Source organism: Salegentibacter salarius (assembly GCF_900168265.1).
GTDB classification, from domain to species: Bacteria; Bacteroidota; Bacteroidia; order Flavobacteriales; family Flavobacteriaceae; genus Salegentibacter; species Salegentibacter salarius.
Genome location: NZ_FVZF01000006.1, coordinates 100,787 through 123,963, shown reverse-complemented (window position 1 = coordinate 123,963; position 23,177 = coordinate 100,787). Strand labels below are relative to the sequence as shown.

At 38.1% G+C, this 23,177-nt stretch carries 20 protein-coding genes and 6 tRNA genes; 2 read left to right on the top strand and 24 right to left on the bottom strand.

Annotation, left to right across the window (positions count from 1 at the left end):
* From B5440_RS15425 to B5440_RS05515, 7 genes are all read right to left on the bottom strand, one after another.
* Window positions 1-244, bottom strand: a 244-nt coding sequence (locus B5440_RS15425; protein ID WP_143533300.1) for a transposase, incomplete at its 3' end; no start/stop codon positions are given.
* A 74-nt stretch (window positions 245-318) separates the two neighbouring features.
* Window positions 319-392 (bottom strand) — tRNA-Thr (locus B5440_RS05540).
* Between the two features lie 9 nt (window positions 393-401).
* Window positions 402-665: a hypothetical protein gene (locus B5440_RS05535; RefSeq protein ID WP_037316387.1), complete on the bottom strand. Its 264-nt coding sequence runs from the start codon at window positions 663-665 to the stop codon at window positions 402-404.
* Between the two features lie 64 nt (window positions 666-729).
* Window positions 730-1,188 (bottom strand): peroxiredoxin, encoded by a 459-nt coding sequence (locus tag B5440_RS05530; RefSeq protein ID WP_070055011.1) that lies wholly within the window; start codon window positions 1,186-1,188, stop codon window positions 730-732.
* Window positions 1,189-1,599 carry a 6-pyruvoyl trahydropterin synthase family protein gene (locus tag B5440_RS05525; protein WP_070055012.1) on the bottom strand — a complete coding sequence of 137 codons (411 nt, stop codon included), beginning with the start codon at window positions 1,597-1,599 and terminating at the stop codon, window positions 1,189-1,191.
* Window positions 1,596-2,114: an isopentenyl-diphosphate Delta-isomerase gene (gene idi / locus B5440_RS05520; protein WP_070055013.1), complete on the bottom strand. Its 519-nt coding sequence runs from the start codon at window positions 2,112-2,114 to the stop codon at window positions 1,596-1,598. Before idi ends, B5440_RS05525 begins: the two co-directional genes overlap by 4 nt.
* Window positions 2,115-2,221: 107 nt before the next feature.
* Window positions 2,222-3,820, bottom strand: coding sequence for an OmpA family protein (locus B5440_RS05515; RefSeq protein ID WP_070055014.1), 1,599 nt, complete (start codon window positions 3,818-3,820; stop codon window positions 2,222-2,224).
* Window positions 3,821-4,050: 230 nt separating this feature from the next.
* Between B5440_RS05515 and B5440_RS05510 the strand changes: the two genes are divergently transcribed.
* Both B5440_RS05510 and B5440_RS05505 read left to right on the top strand, forming a co-directional pair.
* Window positions 4,051-5,640, top strand: coding sequence for a peptide chain release factor 3 (locus B5440_RS05510; RefSeq protein WP_070055015.1), 1,590 nt, complete (start codon window positions 4,051-4,053; stop codon window positions 5,638-5,640).
* Between the two features lie 103 nt (window positions 5,641-5,743).
* On the top strand, window positions 5,744-7,114 hold the full coding sequence (locus B5440_RS05505) for an alanine/glycine:cation symporter family protein (RefSeq protein WP_070055016.1): 1,371 nt from the start codon (window positions 5,744-5,746) through the stop codon (window positions 7,112-7,114).
* Window positions 7,115-7,117: 3 nt separating this feature from the next.
* Here the strand turns inward: B5440_RS05505 and B5440_RS05500 are convergent, their stop codons facing one another.
* The 17 genes from B5440_RS05500 to hpf form a co-directional block, all read right to left on the bottom strand.
* On the bottom strand, window positions 7,118-8,698 hold the full coding sequence (locus tag B5440_RS05500; RefSeq protein ID WP_070055017.1) for a Ppx/GppA phosphatase family protein: 1,581 nt from the start codon (window positions 8,696-8,698) through the stop codon (window positions 7,118-7,120).
* A 153-nt stretch (window positions 8,699-8,851) separates the two neighbouring features.
* A complete protein-coding gene (locus B5440_RS05495) occupies window positions 8,852-9,169 on the bottom strand; it encodes a DUF3467 domain-containing protein (protein ID WP_057482047.1) in 318 nt (105 codons plus the stop codon).
* Window positions 9,170-9,346: 177 nt separating this feature from the next.
* Window positions 9,347-13,648 carry a DNA-directed RNA polymerase subunit beta' gene (gene rpoC / locus B5440_RS05490; protein ID WP_070055018.1) on the bottom strand — a complete coding sequence of 1,434 codons (4,302 nt, stop codon included), beginning with the start codon at window positions 13,646-13,648 and terminating at the stop codon, window positions 9,347-9,349.
* A 72-nt stretch (window positions 13,649-13,720) separates the two neighbouring features.
* The gene (gene rpoB / locus B5440_RS05485) at window positions 13,721-17,533 is read right to left on the bottom strand and encodes a DNA-directed RNA polymerase subunit beta (protein ID WP_070055019.1); all 3,813 of its coding nucleotides are present in this window, start codon (window positions 17,531-17,533) and stop codon (window positions 13,721-13,723) included.
* A gap of 128 nt (window positions 17,534-17,661) precedes the next feature.
* Window positions 17,662-18,039, bottom strand: coding sequence for a 50S ribosomal protein L7/L12 (gene rplL / locus B5440_RS05480; protein ID WP_070055020.1), 378 nt, complete (start codon window positions 18,037-18,039; stop codon window positions 17,662-17,664).
* Between the two features lie 58 nt (window positions 18,040-18,097).
* Window positions 18,098-18,619 carry a 50S ribosomal protein L10 gene (gene rplJ, locus B5440_RS05475; RefSeq protein ID WP_070055021.1) on the bottom strand — a complete coding sequence of 174 codons (522 nt, stop codon included), beginning with the start codon at window positions 18,617-18,619 and terminating at the stop codon, window positions 18,098-18,100.
* 11 nt (window positions 18,620-18,630) lie between these two features.
* On the bottom strand, window positions 18,631-19,329 hold the full coding sequence (gene rplA, locus B5440_RS05470; RefSeq protein WP_070055022.1) for a 50S ribosomal protein L1: 699 nt from the start codon (window positions 19,327-19,329) through the stop codon (window positions 18,631-18,633).
* Between the two features lie 18 nt (window positions 19,330-19,347).
* Window positions 19,348-19,785: a 50S ribosomal protein L11 gene (gene rplK, locus B5440_RS05465; protein WP_057482053.1), complete on the bottom strand. Its 438-nt coding sequence runs from the start codon at window positions 19,783-19,785 to the stop codon at window positions 19,348-19,350.
* Between the two features lie 76 nt (window positions 19,786-19,861).
* Window positions 19,862-20,413, bottom strand: coding sequence for a transcription termination/antitermination protein NusG (nusG, locus tag B5440_RS05460; protein WP_057482054.1), 552 nt, complete (start codon window positions 20,411-20,413; stop codon window positions 19,862-19,864).
* 11 nt (window positions 20,414-20,424) lie between these two features.
* Complete coding sequence (secE, locus tag B5440_RS05455) at window positions 20,425-20,622, bottom strand: preprotein translocase subunit SecE (protein WP_070055023.1); 198 nt, start codon at window positions 20,620-20,622, stop codon at window positions 20,425-20,427.
* Window positions 20,623-20,641: 19 nt separating this feature from the next.
* A tRNA-Trp gene (locus tag B5440_RS05450) sits at window positions 20,642-20,714 on the bottom strand.
* Between the two features lie 62 nt (window positions 20,715-20,776).
* A complete protein-coding gene (tuf, locus tag B5440_RS05445) occupies window positions 20,777-21,964 on the bottom strand; it encodes an elongation factor Tu (RefSeq protein WP_070055024.1) in 1,188 nt (395 codons plus the stop codon).
* A gap of 56 nt (window positions 21,965-22,020) precedes the next feature.
* Window positions 22,021-22,092 (bottom strand) — tRNA-Thr (locus B5440_RS05440).
* A 145-nt stretch (window positions 22,093-22,237) separates the two neighbouring features.
* Window positions 22,238-22,310, bottom strand: a tRNA-Gly gene (locus B5440_RS05435).
* Window positions 22,311-22,391: 81 nt separating this feature from the next.
* A tRNA-Tyr gene (locus B5440_RS05430) sits at window positions 22,392-22,474 on the bottom strand.
* Window positions 22,475-22,674: 200 nt separating this feature from the next.
* Window positions 22,675-22,748, bottom strand: a tRNA-Thr gene (locus tag B5440_RS05425).
* 101 nt (window positions 22,749-22,849) lie between these two features.
* Window positions 22,850-23,152, bottom strand: coding sequence for a ribosome hibernation-promoting factor, HPF/YfiA family (hpf, locus tag B5440_RS05420; protein ID WP_057482057.1), 303 nt, complete (start codon window positions 23,150-23,152; stop codon window positions 22,850-22,852).
* Window positions 23,153-23,177: the final 25 nt, after the last annotated feature.

The window sequence follows — 23,177 nt, the reverse complement described above, 5'->3', positions numbered from 1 at the left end:
TTTTACGAGAGGAATACATATTGCGAAGGTACGCATAGATGGTCACCTTGAGCAACATCCGGGGATGGTAACTGGAGGTACCTCCTCCTTTATAACTTCGCTCCAGGTCAGCGATGTCGATTTGATCAATAATCGTATTGACGATCCTAACGGGATGATGGGCAGGGACCAGATCATCATAACTGGGAGGTAAAAGACTTAACTGCGACTGGTCATAGGTCTTAAATACTGCTTTGGCTTTCATTACATGAAAATACTAAAAACCAGAAAATAATACAACAAAAAAGGCTGCCTTTTCAGACAGCCTCTTTTATAAAGAGCCGATGGAGGGACTCGAACCCACGACCTGCTGATTACAAATCAGCTGCTCTAGCCAGCTGAGCTACATCGGCCAGTAATTTTTATAGCGCGTTGATCTTCGCGATAAGAGCTTCAGCTTTTGCTTCCAACTCTTTTTCTATTGCTTTAAAGTGTTGTTTTTTATTCTCAACATCTTTTTGATTAATCTTAGTGATCAATTCGTCAAAATCTGCAATGGCTTCGTCTACAATCGCTTCAGTTTTAGATGCGTCTTCAGGGTTAGCCATTTGATGTATGTATGCGGCATCAATAATGTCTCCCATTACATAATTCACATCTCTTTTTAATAATCTTTTACTTGCCATATCGCTTAAATTTCGGCTGCGAATTTAGTATATTTTTCAATACAAATAACCCCAAAGCTAAAAATTATTTTTCCTGAATTTTCTTTAAGGAATTAAGTGCTTCGGGAATGTGTTGTGAAGCCCCCATACTATTGAATCTATGAATTAACCTTTTATCCTTATCAAATACAAAAGTTTCTCTTCCTGGCAGTAGGCCCATTAAGCCCGCTTTTACTCCAAAAGCTTTTCGGGCTCGTTTTTCCTTATCTGAAAGCAGCACGTAGGGCAGATTATGTTTAGAAGCGAACTTTTTATGAGAATTTTCATTATCGGTACTTATTCCAATAACCTCAGCTCCCAAATCCTGAAATTCTTCATAATGATCACGGAAACTACAAGCTTCTTTAGTGCAGCCCGGAGTAAAATCTTTTGGATAGAAAAAAATAACCAGGGCCTTATTTTCCAGCCTCGAAAAATGAAAGTTCTCTCCTTCCTGATCTTTTAAGGTTAATCTCGGTAATTTGTCGCCAATTTTAAGTGCCATCTATTCTCCTTTATAGGTTACATAATTTCTTGGAGTCTCATATAGAGTGATCTCCAAATCCAATTCTGGTTTTAACTTTGCCCTCATTTTATTCCAAATCACTACCGTAATATTTTCAGCCGTTGGGTTAAGTTCATCAAAAGGAGCCACCTCTTCGTTTAAGTTCTTATGATCAAAAGGCACTTCAACTTCTTCGTAAATTAGGTCTTTAAGCCGTTTTAGGTCCATCACAAAACCCGTTTCAGGATCTATTTCACCGGTAACCTTCACAATTAAATCGTAGTTATGTCCGTGATAATGCGGATTGCTGCATTTCCCAAAAACCTTCAGGTTTTTTTCATCGCTCCAATCTTTACGGTAGAGCCTGTGCGCCGCATTAAAATGAGCTTTTCTGTGTACACTTAACCTCATTTTTGAATACTTGTATAATATTTATCAAAAATAATCTTGAACCATTCGGTATAAACTTCAGGGTTCACTTCCATATCAGATTTTATTTCGCCAAGACTCATCCATTTCCAGTTGGCCACTTCATCGGGATTAGGATCAGGGTCATCTTCGTAGTTTCCAATAAGGATATAATCGAATTCGTGTTCTGTAAGTCCGTTATCAAAAGGAGCTTTATAAATAAAATTCATCACTTCTTTCAATTCGGTACTAAAGCCCATTTCTTCCTGAAGCCTTCTTTTTCCGGCAGCTACATTGCTTTCTCCTTCCCGCTGGTGACTACAGCAAGTGTTGGTCCATAAACCTGGCGAATGATATTTAGAATGTGCGCGCTGCTGGATCATCAATTCATCTTTTTCATTAAAAACAAAGACTGAAAATGCCAGGTGCAACAAAGCTTTTTCATGAGCTTCTATCTTTTCCATCAAGCCAATTTGCTCGCCTTTCTCGTTAACTAATACTACGTTATCTGTTCCCATTTTTTTCTTTGAATGCCAAATGTACGAAATGAAGCGCGGCTTTTACAAGTCCACATTTCCTAAAATTATGTTGCAATTATTATTCCCAATAGAGCTTTAAAAACTAATTAAAACCCTTTCTCCGAATATAAATCACAATCTATGCTGAGTATAAATTCTGACCGCCGGTTTTTTCTATGCTCTTCTTCAGGGCAGCTATTATTATTCCCACAGGAATTTACCAATTCTGTTTCACCATAACCTCTTCCTGTTATCCGTGAACCGGAAATCCCTTTTTCAATTAAATATTGAATTGTAGCTTCAACCCTTCTTTGAGAAAGCTGCATATTGTAATTATCATTAGCCCTGCTATCAGTATGTGATCTTATGTCCAGCAAGAGAGCAGGATGATCTTTCAAGAATGTTACTATACTGTCTAAAGCAGGTTTATCTTTAGTCCTAATTTCAGCCTTATCCAGGTCAAAATGAATAGGATCTAAGCTCAAGGCTGCGGTAAGATCGTCGCCAACTTTAGCATCAACTACAGGCAAGCCTTTCCTATTCCCAAATTCTAATGAGTTTTTTCTTCGTTTTACTTCTGCGGCATAAAAACTCCAGTTAAAAAAAGCGCGCATCGCTGCAACATTCTGAGGATGCCTTCCATAAATACTATGTCCCGCCTGGTACATTACCAACCCATTTTCGGTATTCCCATAAGCGTGGCCATAGGCCGTAATCACTGCAGTATCTTCGGCAATTTCAGGAATGTCAGGGGCATCTGCATCTATTACAATTTTCTTTGTTTCTTTTCGCCACCTGTTTATTTTCTTCGGAAGAAAAATCCTTTCAGAGCCATTTAAATGAGCTTCGTCCGGGCTACCAATATATTGCGCTACCGGATCTGCAGGCAATAGATTTTGATAAGGCGGTGTGCCGTGTCTATGCTTTTTATAGGGAATTAAACCTGCACTTTGAGCTCCCGGAAATCCAGAACTTAAAAAATTCAATTGAATAAATTCTGTGCTATCTCCTTTTTTCAGCTTAATATTTCCGGTAAGATTTTCTAATATACTTACCGCGTGGCAACCTGCCCAAATAGCTCCTTTATACTTCTTATTCCAGATGTAAAGATTCTTATGAGAATTAAAGCCGGGATCGGCGTGGGGCATTACAAAAATATCATCGCAAACTCCAAGATCTTCGGGGCTTTTCCAATTTTTCCTATTGCTTCCACCATAAGCTTCTGCAGGGATTGCAGCAGCTTTAAAGAAAGGCACAGCAATATGTCCATTTTCCCTATCCAGGGTCCATCTGGGCGCTACCGATAAACTTGTAAAAACGGGAACCTTAACAGATTCCTCTATATACATTCCCATTATTCCTTTTTCTTCCCATGCGCTAATTAATTCCCTGATATCATCAGTTAAATAAGAAACCGGAATAATAAATGCTCCGCCCCTAAAAATCGTGTCGCGATAGGTAAAATCGGCAGCATCTTTTATTTTATTCGGATTGATGCACCATTTAATTTCAATCTTCTCATTTTTCAACAAGGTATAGATCAATCCATAAGGCTGTAAAGAGTTTTCTACAGTTTGTGGACTTGAACCCATATTTATCACATAAGCTCCTTTAGCTATGTGTTGCTCTCCAGGCTCCGCAAAGCAGTTTAAGCCCGTTAGCATAACGGCACAAAAAACCATTAACCCTTTAAAAAATTGCCCCATATTGTAAAATTACTGAATGTTTTTAAAGCTTGAAGTTTTTAAGCGATTTTTGCTAATAGCCTTAGGTATGATATTAAAAGGAGCTTTTAAATAATCCTTAATTTCCTCAAAATAATAGTACTTTTGCAGCTCTAAATTATCTGGAGTAAACTCCGGGAATTAGCATTTACCAAAGAGGTTTTCTCAGCATTACTAGACAACAGGCAGGAAACCCATTAATATTTTTATAGATGAAGAGTTTTCAAAAAGAACTAAAGCGAAGAAGAACTTTTGGGATCATTTCCCACCCCGATGCGGGTAAAACTACACTTACCGAAAAGTTATTGCTTTTTGGTGGTGCTATTCAGGAAGCCGGGGCGGTAAAATCTAATAAGATCAAAAAAGGCGCAACCAGTGATTTTATGGAAATTGAGCGCCAAAGAGGAATCTCGGTAGCGACTTCGGTTTTAGCTTTTGAATATAGAGATATTAAGATCAATATCCTGGATACTCCGGGCCACAAGGATTTTGCTGAAGATACTTTTAGAACCCTAACAGCGGTTGATAGTGTGATCGTGGTGATTGATGTTGCCAAAGGTGTGGAGGAACAAACTGAAAAACTGGTAGAGGTTTGTAGAATGCGAAACATCCCGATGATCGTTTTTATCAATAAAATGGACCGGGAAGGGAAAGATGCCTTTGAACTACTTGATGAAATTGAACAAAAATTAAATCTTACCGTAACTCCTCTAAGCTATCCGATTGGAATGGGTTACGACTTTAAGGGAATCTATAACATTTGGGAAAAGAATGTAAACCTGTTTACCGGCGATCCTAAAAAGGATATAGAAGATACAATTGAGATTTCTGATTTAACTTCTAATGAATTAGATGAATTAATCGGCAGCACTGCAGCAGATAACTTAAGAGAAGAACTGGAACTTGCGCAGGGTGTTTATCCTGAATTCGATAAAGAAGCTTACCTGGAAGGTCGTTTACAACCGGTGTTTTTTGGTTCGGCTTTAAATAATTTTGGAGTTCGTGAATTGTTAGATTGCTTTATTAATATCGCACCAACTCCAAGACCTAAAGAAAGTGAAGAACGCCTGGTTAAACCAGACGAAGATAAATTTACCGGCTTTGTGTTTAAGATCCACGCGAATATGGATCCTAAGCATCGTGACAGACTTGCTTTTATAAAGATTGTTTCCGGAAAGTTTGAGCGGAATAAAGCTTATTTGCACGTAAGACACAATAAAAACCTTAAGTTTTCCAGTCCAAATGCCTTTTTTGCTGAAAAGAAAGAAATTGTAGATGTTTCTTATGCCGGTGATATTGTAGGATTACACGATACCGGGAATTTTAAAATTGGTGATACGCTTACCGAAGGTGAAAATTTAAATTACCGCGGAATTCCAAGTTTCTCTCCGGAGCATTTTAGATATATCAACAACGCCGATCCTATGAAATCAAAGCAGCTCGCAAAAGGAGTTGACCAGTTGATGGATGAAGGTGTAGCCCAGCTTTTCACCTTAGAATTAAACGGAAGAAAAATTATAGGAACCGTGGGAGCGCTTCAGTTTGAAGTTATTCAATACAGATTAGAACACGAATACGGTGCTAAATGTACCTACGAAAATCTAAATGTTTACAAGGCCACCTGGGTAGAAGCCGAAGATGAAAAAAGCGAAGAATTTAAAGATTTTAAAAGACTAAAATCGAAATTCTTAGCGAAAGATAAAAAGGGACAATTGGTATTCTTAGCAGATTCTCAATTCTCTTTGCAAATGACCAGGGATAAATACCCGAATATTAAATTTCATTTTACGTCAGAATTTTAAGCCTCTGATTCTAAACCAGTAAGCTAGAAGTCAAAAGAAACCTACTAACACGCTGTATTAAATAGGAGTTAATTTCATATATTTTCAGCGTAATTGAGGTTTTATGAATGCAATAGATGAACTCGTTTCCCAGTTCGCTTCGGCGGTTTGGGGACTTCCCTTGGTAATTTTATTAATTGGCGGCGGATTTTACCTGCTTATTTTATCTAATTTCCTTCCATTTAGGTACCTGGGACATTCATTAGATCTTCTGCGCGGAAAATATAATAACCCCAATGATCCCGGGGAAATCAATCATTTTCAATCACTTTCTACCGCCCTCTCCTCTACTGTAGGAATGGGAAATATTGCGGGCGTAGCCGTGGCTATAGCTCTAGGTGGTCCGGGAGCTATTTTCTGGCTTTGGGTTAGTGCCGTGGTCGGTATGGCCACGAAGTTCTTTACCAATACCCTGGCGGTAATGTACAGAGGCAAAGATACACAAGGAAATATTCAAGGCGGGGTAATGTATTTTATTGAAGAAGGTCTTGGAAAGAAATGGAAGTTTATGGCCATTTTTTTTAGTGTCGCAGGACTTATTGGTGCTTTACCCGTTTTCAATGTAAATCAACTTACGCAGGCCATAAATTACATTCTTTTAGAACCAAATGATATTCCTACCGGCTTTGGCACCAACCTAATTATAGGTATTATCCTGGTGATTCTTACTTCGGTGGTGATTCTTGGTGGATTACAACGAATAAGCAAAACCGTTTCTAAACTGGTGCCGGCAATGGTGGCACTTTATTTTATTTCGGTAATCATTATTTTAATTGTAAATTTTGATGTTGTTCCCTATTATTTCTCATCAATATTTACTGATGCTTTTGCCGCAGAAAATTATAAAGGCGAACCAATGCTTGGCGGTGTGCTGGGTGGTCTAATTATTTTAGGAGTAAGACGAGGTGCTTTTTCTAATGAAGCAGGGATAGGAACCGCGACAATGGCTCACGGAGCCAGTAAAACTTCAGAACCGGTTAGGGAAGGTCTGGTAGCAATGCTGGGGCCAGCGATAGACACTTTAATAGTATGTACACTTACCGCACTCGCTATTTTAGTGACCGGAATTTGGCAAACTACAGATGTAAATGGGGTAAGCCTTACTGCAGCTGCTTTTGAAGATTCTATTCCTTATGTTGGAGATTATCTTTTATTACTTTGCATCTCCGCTTTTAGTATATCATCTTTATTTTCTTTTTCTTACTACGGAACAAAATGCCTTTCCTATTTGGCCGGTGCAGAAAACAAACATTATTACAATTATTTCTATATTATAAGTATTCTTTTAGGAGCCACAACTTCTTTAAGTATGATGATTAACCTCATTGATGGTTTCTTTGCCCTTATGGCAATTCCAACCATGATTTCGACACTAATTTTAGCTCCAAGGGTTATGAAAGCTGCAAGAATTTATTTTAAGAAACTTAAAGAATAGTTTTTATTTCTTATCCAGAACTTGAAAAACCTTTAGTTTTTTACCGGTTAATTTTTCCAGCAGATCGCCTTTTCGCAAAGTGCCCCAGATTTCAAGTTCGGGATCACTATGGGTGGTGATTAATAATTCTATAGTTTCTTCTTTATTATTTATTTCCAGCTTTTGTACGTTTTGGTAGTGACTGCGATCTAAACCATCGGCAACTCTTAAAATAGCCGAAAGCTTTTTCACTCTTTTCCGTAAATTTTTATTCAGTTGTTTGTATGGCTTATGGCGCTTATGTGGCGTAGACTTTCTATGATACCTACTTACGTTAGCCATAATATTGATCTCATCTTCTTTAAAACCGAGTAAATCTGAATATTTAATAAGATATAAAGCGTGTTTATGATGTTTTCGATAAGAAATATAGTAACCTATATCGTGCATTAAACTCGCATATTCCAACAATTCCCTATCCGACTCTTTTAAATTTAATTCTTCTTTAAATTCATCAAAAAACTGTAGCGAAAAATTAGTCACGTGCCTTGAATGTGCTTCAGCCCAATTTGTCTTCCTCAATAATTCGTAAATACTTCTTCGGCGCGGATCTTTAAAATTAGCTACAAGGTCTAGGTTAAGCTGCTCCCTTTTATTTTCGATATAATTCAAGATCATTCCTTCCCGAAGTGCTCCTTCAGAAATTTTAATATTTTCAAGGTCTAATTTCTCTATTAGAAATTTCACCAAAACCATCCCGGGATTAATAATATCTATTCTTTTTTCTTCAAGACCTTTCTCCTTTTTTCGTTGTTTTCTATCGAGTTTTATAAAATCTGAATACAAATCATTAAAATCATCCGTAGAAAATTCCAGTTCATTTAAGCTTCTCTCTGCAGTTAGAGATTTTCTACTGGCCACCATTTCTCCAATATTCTCCATAGTCCCAGAAGAACCTATAATGGTTTTCACCTTATGCTTTTTGGCCAATTTGATTATTTCCGCTAGTTCCTTTTTAAAATGATCTTGAAGCTTTTTAATATCCTTTTCTTTAATAGGATCTGATTCTACAAATGCGGCAGCCATCCTGGCAACTCCCAGTTTTAAACTATTGTAGTAAATAAATTCTTTGTCGTTGCCCATAATAAATTCAACACTACCTCCACCAATATCTGCCATGAGTACCATTTCTTCATTTAAGACAATACTGTGCATTATAGCTAAGCCAATCATTTCGGCTTCCATTTTCCCTGAAATGGCGCGCACTCTTATTCCAATATCTTCGCCAACCTCTTTAATAAAATCACCTCCATTTTCTGCTTCCCGAATGGCACTGGTAGCAAAGGCAAGAATATTCTCTACGTTATGGCTGTCACACAAGAATTTGATGCGTTTAAGCGCTTCTAATCCTCTGTCCATAGCTTCGCGACTCAATCTGTCTTCCAGGCCTTTTTCGGCGAGGCTAACCATTTCTTTCAGTTTATTAACTGTTCGAAAACTACCATCAGGATAAATATCAACCAAAACGGCGTGGAAAGAATTGGTCCCAAGATCTATTGCCGCTATTCGTTTAGTTGGTTCAGAGTTATTTTGTTTATCGGTCATTATTCAGAAAATTTAAGCTGAAGAAATAAATGGATTTTACTATACTTCTAAGTTAGGCAATATTTATAAAATCTAATTCCAGCAGAAGAAACCAATAAAAAACCCCACAGAATAAAACAACTGTGGGGTTCTTAAAATTTATTTTTTGCTGAATTAAGCCTGGCCGGTAGGCCCAAAATTCAATGGCATTGGCGCTTTTTCGTAATCTCTAATCTCGCCGTGGGCTTTTTCAAAACGTTGAATATTATCGTTTAAAGCTTTTAATAATCTTTTGGCGTGTTGTGGAGTTAATATAATTCTCGATTTCACTTTGCTTTTAGGCCTCCCAGGCATAATGTTCACAAAATCTACCACAAACTCTGAAACCGAATGATTGATTATAGCTAAATTAGAATAAGTTCCTTCTGCTACTGCTTCATCCAGCTCTATATTTATTTGACCTTTCTTAGGTTTCTTCTTTTCTTCACTCATAATATTATATTGAATTTTATTAAATACTTCTAATTTGTATCGGAAACCTATAATTCAAAAAGCCCCGACGCCTTTATTTAAGGTGAAATATAAAAGTACAAAAAATCCCGACTATAGGTCGGGATTCCTTAATTTATAAAAAGAAAAGAGCCGCTAAAGCGGCTCTTTTTATAGGCATTAGTTATAATTAACTTCTTGCTTGTGTTCCATCATTTCGTCAAATTCTTCTTTAGAACCAACGATAATGCTATCGTACTTGCGCATACCTGTACCTGCAGGAATTCTATGTCCTACAATTACATTTTCTTTCAATCCTTCAAGCTTATCGATCTTACCGCTTACGGCAGCCTCGTTCAATACTTTGGTAGTTTCCTGGAAGGAAGCCGCAGAAATAAACGATTTTGTTTGTAGCGATGCACGAGTAATACCCTGAAGAACCGGTGTAGCGGTTGCCGCAGTTACGTCTCTTGCAGTTGCAAGGTTTTTATCTTCACGTCTTAACAATGAATTCTCATCTCTAAGCTCTCTTGGAGAAACGATTTGACCTGGTTTTAAGTTTTCAGAGTCACCTGCATCTTCAACCACTTTCATTCCGAAAACTTTATCGTTCTCCTCGATGAAATCTGATTTATGAACAAGTTGGTTTTCAAGGAAAATAGTATCTCCCGGATCCTGAATTCTAACCTTACGCATCATTTGTCTTACTACAACCTCAAAGTGCTTATCATTAATTTTCACACCCTGTAGTCGGTAAACTTCCTGAACTTCGTTTACAAGATATTGTTGTACCGCGTTTGGTCCTTTGATATTAAGAATATCTTCTGGAGTAACAGAACCATCAGAAAGTGGCATACCTGCACGAACATAATCGTTCTCCTGAACAAGGATCTGGTTAGATAACTTCACTAAGTATTTCTTAACCTCTCCTAATTTAGACTCAACGATAATCTCGCGGTTACCTCTCTTGATTTTTCCGAAGGAAACAACACCATCAATCTCACTAACAACAGCTGGGTTAGATGGGTTACGAGCCTCAAACAACTCGGTTACCCTTGGAAGACCTCCGGTAATATCACCTGCTTTAGATGATTTACGAGGAATCTTCACTAAAATCTTACCAACTCCAATTTTCTCTTCGTTGTCTACCATAAGGTGAGCTCCTACCGGAAGGTTATAAGAACGAATTACTTCGTCTTTTTTACCTAAAATATGTAGGGTTGGAATAAGCTTTTTGTTACGAGATTCAGAAATTACTTTTTCCTGGAATCCTGTTTGCTCATCTATTTCTACCTGGTAAGTAACACCTTGCTCAACGTTTTCATATTTAATCTTACCGGCAAATTCTGAAATAATTACCCCGTTATATGGATCCCATTGGCAAACAAGGTCACCTTTAGAAACTTCAGTTCCGTTATCGATAAAGATTTGAGAACCGTAAGGAATGTTATTGTTACTCAATACCACCCCGGTTTTCTTATCTTTTATTTTAAGCTCGGCAGTTCGTGAAATCACGATATCTGACTGGCTACCATCAGGAGCTTCTCCTTTTACAACTTTAAGGTCTTCAATTTCGGCAATACCGTCAAATTTAGCCTCAAGTTTATTATCTTCTGAAATGTTACCTGCAATACCTCCAACGTGGAATGTACGTAGTGTTAACTGTGTACCCGGCTCTCCAATAGATTGCGCGGCAACAACACCTACAGCTTCTCCTCTTTGTACCAGTTTATTAGTAGAAAGGTTTCTTCCGTAACATTTTACACAAATTCCTTTTTTAGCTTCACAAGTTAATGGAGATCTTACCTCTACACTTTCAATTGGAGCGTTTTCAATCTTAGTAACTATTTCTGAAGTGATTTCTTCGTCTGCACCTACTAAAACTTCATTATTTGAAGGATTAATAACATCGTGAAGAGAAATACGTCCTAAAATACGTTCTCCAAGAGATTCTACAATTTCTTCGTTCTTTTTAAGTGGTTTAACTTCTACCCCTCTTAAAGTTCCGCAGTCTTCTTGATTTACAATAACATCTTGCGAAACATCTACCAATCTACGGGTTAAGTAACCTGCATCGGCAGTTTTAAGTGCGGTATCGGCAAGACCTTTACGAGCACCGTGAGTAGAAATAAAGTATTCAAGAATTGAAAGCCCTTCCTTAAAGTTGGAAAGAATTGGGTTTTCAATAATTTCACCTCCACCTGAGTTAGATTTTTTAGGCTTGGCCATAAGACCACGCATACCGGTTAACTGACGAATCTGTTCTTTAGATCCACGAGCACCAGAATCCAGCATCATAAACACAGAGTTGAAACCTTGCTTATCTTCACGAATACGTTTCATAGCCAATTCGGTTAGTCCGGCATTGGTAGATGTCCAGATATCAATTACCTGGTTGTAACGCTCGTTGTTAGTAATAAGACCCATATTATAGTTTCCTACAATACCTTCAACCTGCTCATTAGCCTCATCAATCATAGATTGCTTCTCTTCAGGGATGATAATATCACCTAAACTGAAGGAAAGTCCACCACGGAAAGCGTATCCATAACCCATCTCCTTAATAGCATCAAGGAATTCACCGGTTTCAGGAACACTGGTTTTAGCCAATACATCACCAATAATATCCCTAAGGTTTTTCTTGGTTAAAACTGTATTTACATAACCTACTTTTTCTGGTACAGCCTGATTAAACAGGACTCTACCTACCGTAGTTTCTATAATCTGGAAAGTTAACTCACCTACTTCATTGAAATCTTTAGCTCTAATCTTGATTTCCGCATTAAGGTCTACTCTCTTCTGATTGTAAGCGATTACCACTTCTTCATCAGAATAAAAAGTAAGCCCTTCACCTTTTACCTTAACCTCGTCTGTAGATTTTCTAGACTTGGTCATATAATAAAGACCAAGAATCATATCCTGAGACGGTACAGTAATTGGCGAACCATTTGCTGGGTTAAGGATATTATGCGAAGCAAGCATTAATAACTGAGCTTCTAAAATAGCCTCTGGCCCAAGCGGTAAGTGAACCGCCATCTGGTCACCATCAAAATCGGCGTTAAATGCCGTACAGGCTAATGGGTGTAATTGTATTGCTTTACCTTCAATAAGTTTTGGCTGGAATGCCTGGATACCTAAACGGTGAAGCGTAGGAGCACGGTTAAGCAATACAGGGTGTCCTTTAAGAACATTCTCAAGAATATCCCAAACTACCGGCTCTTTCTTATCTATTATTTTCTTGGCAGATTTTACTGTTTTTACAATTCCTCTTTCAATTAGTTTTCTAATTACGAAAGGCTTGTAAAGTTCAGCTGCCATATTCTTAGGAAGACCACATTCGTGCATTTTCAATTCTGGTCCCACAACAATTACCGAACGTGCTGAATAATCTACACGTTTACCAAGTAAGTTTTGACGGAAACGTCCCTGCTTACCTTTAAGAGAATCTGAAAGCGATTTTAACGGACGGTTAGAGTCAGTTTTTACCGCTGAAGATTTTCTTGTGTTATCGAACAATGAATCTACTGATTCCTGAAGCATACGTTTTTCATTACGTAGAATCACTTCAGGAGCTTTGATCTCCATTAATCTTTTTAGACGGTTGTTACGAATAATAACCCTTCTGTAAAGATCATTTAAATCTGAAGTCGCGAAACGTCCACCATCTAATGGTACAAGAGGTCGTAATTCTGGTGGAATTACAGGAACCACTTTCATAATCATCCATTCCGGAAGATTTTCGCGATTGTTATTGGCATCACGGAAAGCTTCTACAACTTGAAGACGCTTAAGCGCTTCAGTTTTACGTTGCTTTGAAGTTTCGTTATTTGCTTTGTGCCTTAATTCGTAAGAAAGTTCGTTAAGATCTATTCTTTTTAATATTTCAATAAGACATTCAGCACCCATCTTAGCAATAAACTTATTTGGGTCGCTGTCTTCTAAATACATATTTTCCTGCGGAAGGCTATCTAAAACGTTTAGATATTCTTCTTCAGTAAGGAAATCCATTTTCTTTAATGGTTCACCTTCTTCGTTTTTAGCGATACCGGCTTGAATTACTACATAACGCTCGTAGTAAATGATCATATCTAATTTCTTAGATGGAAGACCAAGCAAGTATCCAATTTTGTTTGGTAAAGAACGGAAATACCAGATATGTGCTACAGGAACTACCAAATTAATGTGCCCAACACGGTCTCTACGTACTTGTTTTTCGGTTACTTCTACCCCACAACGGTCACAAACAATTCCTTTGTAACGTATTCTTTTATATTTACCGCAGGCACATTCGTAATCCTTTACAGGACCAAAAATACGCTCACAAAACAAACCGTCACGTTCGGGTTTGTGCGTACGATAATTGATAGTTTCCGGTTTTAGAACTTCACCACGAGATTCTGCGAGGATAGATTCCGGGGAAGCCAAACCGATAGAGATTTTATCAAATCTCTTTACTGTATTCTTATCATTATTTCTAGCCATAATAACTCTGCTGCTATAATTATTGTGAAAAATCTGTTTTTGGGGCGCCGTAACGCCCCTTTAAACAGTATTTTATTCTTCTAATTTAATATCCAAACCAAGACCTTTCAATTCGTGCATAAGTACGTTGAAAGATTCCGGCAGGCCGGGTTCTGGCATAGGCTCTCCTTTTACGATAGACTCGTAAGTTTTAGCCCTTCCTATCACATCATCTGACTTCACTGTTAAGATTTCACGCAATGTTGCTGAAGCTCCATAAGCCTCAAGCGCCCAAACTTCCATCTCACCAAAACGCTGTCCACCAAATTGTGCTTTACCACCAAGTGGTTGCTGTGTAATAAGCGAGTATGGTCCAATAGATCTGGCGTGCATCTTATCTTCAATCATATGTCCTAGTTTCAACATATAGATTACACCTACAGTTGCAGGTTGGTCAAAACGATCTCCTGTTCCACCATCGTAAAGATAGGTATGTCCGTATCTTGGAATTCCGGCTTGGTCAGTAAGCTCGTTAATCTGGTCTATGGTAGCTCCGTCAAAAATTGGAGTTGCATATTTATTACCAAGCTTTTGTCCTGCCCATCCAAGTACAGTTTCGTAGATCTGACCAATGTTCATACGTGAAGGTACCCCAAGTGGGTTCAACACGATATCAACTGGTGTACCATCATCAAGGAATGGCATATCCTCCTGGCGAACTATTCTTGCAACAATACCTTTGTTACCGTGACGTCCCGCCATTTTATCACCTACTTTCAGTTTACGTTTCTTAGCGATGTAAACCTTAGCAAGTTTAAGGATACCAGAAGGAAGTTCATCTCCAACAGAGATTGTAAACTTTTCTCTTCTTAAGTTACCCTGAAGATCGTTTTCCTTGATCTTATAGTTGTGAATAAGATCTGCTACTAAAGTGTTCAAGTGATCATCTGTAGTCCAGGTGCCGTGAGTTAAGTGAGTATAATCGTCTACTGAGTTAAGCATTTTCAACGTATACTTCTTACCTTTTGGCATTACCTCTTCTCCAAGATCATTCTGAACTCCCTGAGCAGTTTTTCCGCCGATAATAGCGAATAACTTATCTACAAGTTCAGCCTTTAAATTGGCGAATTTAGCATCGTACTTTTTCTCAAGCGCTGCAACATCTTCCTTATCCTGAGCTCTTTTACGCTTATCTTTAATGGCACGAGCAAAGAGTTTCTTCTCTATTACCACACCATTTAAAGATGGAGAAGCTTTAAGCGATGCATCTTTAACATCACCGGCTTTATCTCCAAAGATAGCACGAAGTAATTTTTCTTCTGGTGTTGGGTCACTTTCTCCTTTTGGAGTAATCTTACCAATAAGAATATCTCCAGGTTTAACCTCTGCACCAATTCTAATCATCCCGTGTTCATCAAGATCTTTAGTAGCCTCTTCTGAAACGTTAGGAATATCATTAGTTAATTCTTCGTTACCCAATTTAGTATCTCGAACTTCAAGGGAATACTCATCTACGTGGATAGAAGTAAAAATATCTTCTCTTACCACTTTTTCTGAGATTACAATCGCATCCTCAAAGTTGTAACCTTTCCAGGGCATAAAAGCAACCTTCATATTTCTACCTAATGCAAGCTCCCCTGCTTCGGTAGCGTAACCCTGACATAAAACCTGACCTTTAGTTACTCTATCTCCAACCCTAACAATTGGCTTAAGATTAATAGAAGAACCCTGGTTAGTTTTACGGAATTTTATAAGATCATAGCTCTTTGAATCACTATCAAAGCTTACCATTCTATCTTCTTCAGTTCTATCATACTTAATGATGATCTTTCTGGCATCTACATATTCTACTTCTCCTTCTCCTTCAGCATTAATCAATACTCGAGAATCTGTAGCTACCTGGCGCTCAAGACCTGTTCCCACAATTGGAGAATCTGCCTGAAGCAATGGTAGTGCCTGGCGCATCATGTTAGATCCCATCAACGCACGGTTCGCATCATCATGTTCCAGGAACGGAATTAACGAAGCCGAAATAGATGAAATCTGGTTTGGCGCAACATCGGTATAATGAATCTCTTTAGGATCTACTACCGGGAAGTCACCTTCCATTCGAGCAATTACCCTATCTGAATCTATAGTACCATCCTCTGTAAGTGGAATGTTAGCCTGGGCAATTTTCTTGTCCTCTTCCTCTTCAGCACTTAAATAAATAGCTTCTTCTGAAAGATTTAATTTTCCATTTTCAACTTTACGGTATGGTGTTTCAATGAAGCCCATTCCGTTCACCTTAGCGTATACTGAAAGTGAAGAAATAAGTCCAATGTTTGGACCTTCAGGAGTTTCAATAGGACAAAGTCTTCCGTAGTGAGTATAGTGAACATCACGTACCTCAAATCCTGCTCTTTCTCTTGATAAACCACCTGGCCCTAGTGCTGAAAGTCTACGCTTATGCGTAATTTCTGCAAGCGGGTTAGTTTGGTCCATAAACTGAGACAACTGGTTGGTACCAAAGAAAGAGTTGATCACAGAAGAAAGTGTCTTCGCGTTAATCAAATCTATCGGGGTAAACACCTCGTTGTCTCGAACGTTCATTCTTTCACGAATGGTACGAGCCATACGAGCAAGACCAACTCCAAACTGTTGAGATAATTGCTCACCTACAGTTCTAACACGACGGTTAGATAAGTGGTCAATATCATCAATCTCAGCTTTAGAATTAATAAGCTCGATTAAATATTTAATTATGGTAATGATGTCTTCTTTGGTAAGCACTTGCTTATCCATAGCCACATCAAGACCTAATTTTTTATTCATTCTATATCGACCTACTTCTCCAAGGCTGTAACGCTGATCTGAGAAGAATAATTTATCGATAATACCACGTGCAGTTTCCTCATCTGGCGGTTCTGCATTACGAAGTTGACGATAAATATGTTCTACCGCTTCTTTTTCAGAGTTGGTAGGGTCTTTTTGTAATGTATTATGAATAATGGCATAATCACCGGTTTGGTTATCTTCTTTATGAAGAAGAATAGTTTTACTTCCAGTTTCAAGAATTTCTTCTATATGCTCTTTTTCAAGTTCTGTATCACGATCTAAAACGATCTCATTACGTTCTATTGAAACTACCTCTCCTGTATCTTCATCAACAAAATCTTCATACCAGGTGTTCAATACACGGGCCGCAAGTTTACGACCTAATACTTTTTTAAGTCCTGTTTTTGAAACTTTAACCTCTTCAGCAAGGTCAAAAATCTCTAAAATATCTTTATCGCGCTCAAAACCAATAGCACGGAAAAGTGTAGTAACAGGTAATTTTTTCTTTCTATCGATATAAGCATACATTACGCTATTAATATCGGTAGCAAATTCTATCCATGAACCTTTAAAAGGAATTACACGGGCAGAATAAAGTTTTGTTCCATTTGCGTGGAACGATTGTCCAAAGAAAACTCCGGGAGAACGGTGAAGCTGAGAAACTACTACACGCTCTGCTCCATTGATACAAAAAGTACCGCTGGGAGTCATGTAGGGAATAGTTCCCAAATATACGTCCTGTACGATGGTTTCAAAATCTTCGTGTTCAGGGTCAGTACAGTATAGTTTTAATCTAGCCTTTAGTGGCACACTATACGTTAGACCACGCTCTATACACTCCTGAATGGAATATCTTGGCGGGTCCACAAAATAATCTAAAAATTCTAGTACAAATTGATTACGGGTGTCCGTAATTGGGAAGTTTTCCAGGAAGGTATTATAGAGACCTTCATTTCCCCGCTCTTCTGATTTGGTTTCTAATTGAAAGAAGTCCTGAAAAGACTTGATCTGGATATCCAGGAAGTCCGGGTAATCAGGTCTGTTCTTTACAGAAGAGAAACTCACTCTTTCAGTTTGCTTTGCTAACATCAATGGACGGATTATAATTTATAAAAAAACGGGCGCGCTATAGGTTATCCTCTATATACGCAAAAGGGTTTAGACCTTCAGGAGCGAATCCTGAGGTCTAAACCTAAATAATATTGCTTTCGTCAAGCTTATTTAAGCTCAACCTCGGCTCCTGCTTCTTCTAGCTGTGATTTAAGTGCTTCAGCTTCGTCTTTAGCAACTCCTTCTTTTACTGGAGCTGGAGCGCCATCTACTAATGCTTTAGCGTCTTTAAGACCAAGACCGGTAAGCTCTTTTACAAGCTTAACAACCGCTAGTTTAGATCCACCTGGAGCAGTAAGAATTACATCAAATTCTGTTTGCTCTTCAGCTTCTTCACCACCACCAGCAGCACCGCCACCAGCGACAGCTACTGCAGCAGCTGCAGGCTCAATACCGTATTCTTCTTTTAAAATATCAGCTAACTCGTTTACTTCTTTTACGGTTAGGTTAACTAATTGTTCTGCGAAATCTTTTAAATCTGCCATTTTCTATCGTTTTTAAAAAGTTCTTTAAATTTATATTTGTTAAAAAGTGCGTACTAGGTTATCCTTCTTTTTCAGAAAGTGTTTTAAGAATTCCAGATAATTTACCGCCACCAGACTTAAGTGCTGAAATAACATTTTTAGCAGGTGACTGTAATAATCCAACGATATCCCCAATAACTTCTTCTTTAGACTTGATGTTAACCAAGGTATCAAGGTAGTCATCGCCTACATATATTCCTTCATCAACAAACGCGCCTTTAAGAAGTGGTCTTTCGTTTTTCTTTCTGAATTCCTTAATTACTTTGGCTGGTGCATTACCAACCTCAGAAAACATTATGGATGTATTGCCTTTTAAAACTGAAGGAAGTTCTCCAAATTCTTTATCTGAAGCTTCCATAGCCTTAGCAAGCAATGTATTTTTAACTACAGCCAGCTTTACGTTAGCTTTAAAACAAGCTCTACGCAAGTTTGAAGTTGTTCCGGCATCAAGGCCAGATATATCTGCTAAATAAACAACAGAATTATCTGTTAACTGGGCAGTTAAATCTTCAATTACTATTGATTTTTCTTCTCTTGTCATAATCTATACTATTATTGCTCAGTGAACCTTTTAGTATCAACCTGAACGCTCGGGCTCATTGTAGAAGACATGTGAATACTTTTAATATACACACCCTTAGCTGCCTGAGGTTTCAACTTCACTAAAGTAGTTAATAATTCTCTTGCGTTTCCAGCAAGCTTTTCGGCGTCAAATGATGCTTTTCCAATTCCAGCGTGAACAATACCAGTTTTATCAACTTTAAAGTCAATTTTACCAGCTTTAACATCAGATACTGCTTTTGCAACATCCATAGTTACTGTTCCTGTTTTTGGGTTAGGCATAAGCCCTCTTGGTCCAAGTACTCGTCCCAAAGGTCCTAATTTACCCATTACGCTAGGCATAGTGATAATTACATCAACATCTGTCCATCCACCTTTTATCTTGTCAAGATATTCATCAAGACCAACATAATCAGCTCCGGCTTCTTTAGCCTCTTCTTCTTTATCTGGAGTAACTAACGCAAGCACTTTCACATCTTTACCAGTACCGTGTGGAAGGGTTACAACACCTCTTACCATTTGGTTGGCTTTTCTTGGATCTACGTTCAAACGAACCGCTAAATCCACAGATGCATCAAAGTTTTCGTTAGCAACGTCTTTAATTAAAGCAGAAGCGTCTGCAACCGAGTACATTTTATTGCTCTCGATCTTAGATTGGGCTTCTTTTTGCTTTTTAGTTAATTTTGCCATTTTTAATTTCTTTTTGGATTAAAACGGTGCATCACCTTTTACAGTTATTCCCATTGAACGAGCTGTTCCAGCAACCATTTTCATTGCAGATTCTACGGTGAAGGCATTTAAATCCTGCATCTTATCTTCTGCAATAGTTCTAACCTGATCCCAAGAAACACTTGCTATTTTCTTTCTGTTTGGTTCTCCTGAACCTTTTTTGTTCTTAGATGCTTCCAACAATTGTACTGCAGCTGGAGGAGTTTTAATCACAAAGTCAAAAGACTTATCTGAATAAACTGTAATCGCAACCGGCAATACTTTACCTTGTTTATCCTGGGTTCTACCATTGAATTGCTTACAGAATTCCATGATATTTACCCCGGCAGCACCTAAAGCAGGTCCAACTGGTGGTGATGGGTTAGCAGCACCTCCGCGAACTTGTAGTTTTACAACTTTACTTACTTCTTTTGCCATTTTCTAAATTTTTAAGGTGATAGTTTATTAGAGTGGAAGCTTTAAAAAACCATCAAAAAATATGTAACTAAAATCTTTATACTTTTTCTACTTGCATATAGCTTAACTCTAATGGTGTTTTTCTTCCGAAGATTTTCACCATTACTTCAAGCTTACGCTTTTCTTCATTAATCTTTTCTACTGTTCCATTAAAGCCGTTAAACGGACCGTCTATAACTTTTATGGTTTCTCCAATAGTAAAAGGTATCGCAACATTATCGGTTTTTACTGAAAGTTCATCTACTTTACCAAGCATTCTGTTCACTTCAGATTTTCTAAGCGGAACAGGATCTCCTCCTTTTGTTTCCCCTAAAAAGCCAATAACACCGTTAATATTTTTTATCACGTGTGGCATCTCTCCATCAAGACTAGCCTGAATCATTACATAACCAGGAAAATAAACACGTTCCTTATTTACTTTCTTACCGTTTCTAATTTGGATTACCTTCTCGGTAGGAACTAAAACCTGATCTAGATAGTCTTCCATCCCAAGATGGTTAACTTCTTTCTCAATATAGTCTTTAACCTTATTTTCCTGACCGCTAACGGCACGAACTACATACCATTTTTTTTCCTTTCCCTCTGCCATTGTAATATTTTTTAAGATTTAATCCATTCGAAATATTGCTCAATAGCCGAGCTGAAAACGGTATCAACTCCCCAGATAGCCAGAGAAAAAATTATAGAGAATACCGCTACCAATATGGTTAGCCTTTGTGCTTCGGGCCAGCTTGTCCAGGTAACGTGGTTTGTTAACTCGTTGTAAGATTCTGATATATAATTGCTAATTCCTGCCATGTGATTCTTAAGGTATTTGCACGGGTTGAGAGGCTCGAACTCCCGACACCTGGTTTTGGAGACCAGTGCTCTACCAACTGAGCTAAACCCGTAAATATAATATAAAGGAAGGTTTCCCGCCCTGGCGGGAAACCTTTTTATATATAAACTGTAATTAGTCTAAAATTTCAGTAACCTGTCCAGCACCTACTGTTCTACCACCTTCACGGATAGCGAAACGTAGACCAACATTCATTGCAATTGTCTGGATAAGTTCAACAGTAATTGTAAGGTTATCACCAGGCATTACCATTTCGACTCCATCAGGAAGACTAATTGTTCCTGTTACGTCAGTTGTACGTACGTAGAACTGAGGACGGTAGTTGTTGTGGAATGGAGTGTGACGTCCACCTTCTTCTTTTTTAAGGATATAAACCTCTGCCTTAAACTTAGCGTGAGGAGTTACAGATCCAGGCTTAGTAATTACCATACCCCTAGAGATCTGAGACTTTTCAATACCTCTTAATAAGATACCAACGTTATCTCCAGCTTCACCTCTATCAAGGATCTTACGGAACATCTCAACACCAGTAATAGTAGAAGTAAGTTTTTCAGCTCCCATACCAATGATCTCTACAGGATCCCCAGTGTTAGCTACACCAGTCTCAATACGACCAGTCGCAACAGTACCACGTCCAGTAATAGAGAATACATCTTCGATAGGCATTAAGAAATCCTTATCAACATCACGCTGAGGAAGTTCAATCCACTCATCTACAGCTTCCATAAGATCAAGAACAGTCTTAGACCATTTCTCATCACCTTCTAAAGCTCCAAGTGCAGATCCAGAAATAACAGGACCATTATCACCATCATACTCATAGAAAGAAAGAAGATCTCTTACTTCCATCTCAACAAGCTCTAAAAGCTCCTCATCATCAACAAGGTCAACTTTGTTCAAGAATACAACGATTCTTGGAATACCAACCTGACGTCCAAGAAGGATGTGCTCACGAGTTTGCGGCATAGGCCCATCAGTTGCAGCAACTACAAGAATTGCACCATCCATTTGAGCAGCACCAGTAACCATGTTCTTCACATAATCGGCGTGACCAGGACAGTCAACGTGAGCGTAGTGACGGTTAGCAGTTTGATACTCTACGTGAGAAGAGTTAATTGTAATACCTCTTTCTTTTTCTTCAGGAGCATTATCAATTTGATCAAAAGCACTAGCTTCTGAATATCCAGCATCAGCCATTACTTTAGTAATCGCTGCTGTTAAAGTCGTTTTTCCGTGATCTACGTGTCCAATTGTACCTATGTTAAGGTGCGGTTTGGAACGATCATAAGTTTCCTTTGCCATAATTAATACTTATTTAATCTTAGTTATATATTAGTGTTCAATTTAATACAATCTAGAGCCAACGACGAGAATTGAACTCGTGACCTCTTCCTTACCAAGGAAACGCTCTACCCCTGAGCTACGTCGGCAAGCCGAAAGTTCCACTTTCAAGGTTCACCGGTTCCAACAAGAAAAACCATAAACCAGCACTGGTTTACGGATATTTAATTGTTACTCAAACCGGAAAAATAAATCAAGAAAACAAGAAGATAAACTTCCTGCTTTCCAATTAAGAGCGGGAGACCGGGTTCGAACCGGCGACATTCAGCTTGGAAGGCTGACGCTCTACCAACTGAGCTACTCCCGCATTGTTTTGATTCAAATTCTTTTATTTAAAGCTCTAGAATAAAACCCTTAAACTTTTAAATGTAAAACCGAATCAATTAAGTGGGGAGAGCAGGATTCGAACCTGCGAAGTCGAAAGACAGCAGATTTACAGTCTGCCCTCGTTGGCCGCTTGAGTATCTCCCCAATTTATTTTTCCACTATTTCATAGAACCGTAGCCGGCGTGCCAGCTAAGCTTTATGACGGTTTGTTTTTTTAACGGCTGCAAATAAACGTAATTTTACAGCACCGTCCAAAGCATTTTTAAAAATTTTTCTATAAAATTTTTAGTAGCTTAATTCTCAATAAATTAAGCTTAAAAAAATACTTACTTCAAAATTTCAAGAGCCGATGGAGGGACTCGAACCCACGACCTGCTGATTACAAATCAGCTGCTCTAGCCAGCTGAGCTACATCGGCCTTTACGCTACTTTTCAGCATAAAAAAGTCCGCTATTTCTAACGGACTGCAAATGTATATAAATTATTCCTTTCACAAAACAATTTTTCAAAAAAAAATATCTAAACATGCGCACTTAATTTTTCCTTACGTTTAATTAACTGCCGTTGCAAGGATGAAGCACATTCATCTACGCATTCTTCAAATTTCTTACACGTTTTTTTTACCATAATGTCTCCACCAGGAATGCTCAATAAAATCTCGGTAATCTTGTTATCTTTTCCACTGGTATTTTGAACCTTCAGAAAGACATCAGCATAGATAACTTTATCATAGTAATTTTCAAGCCTATCCAATTTTCTTTGAATGAAATCAATTAATTTTTGATCGGCGTTGAAGTTAACAGACTGCACATTTACTTTCATATTCTGTAGAATTTAATTAAACAAT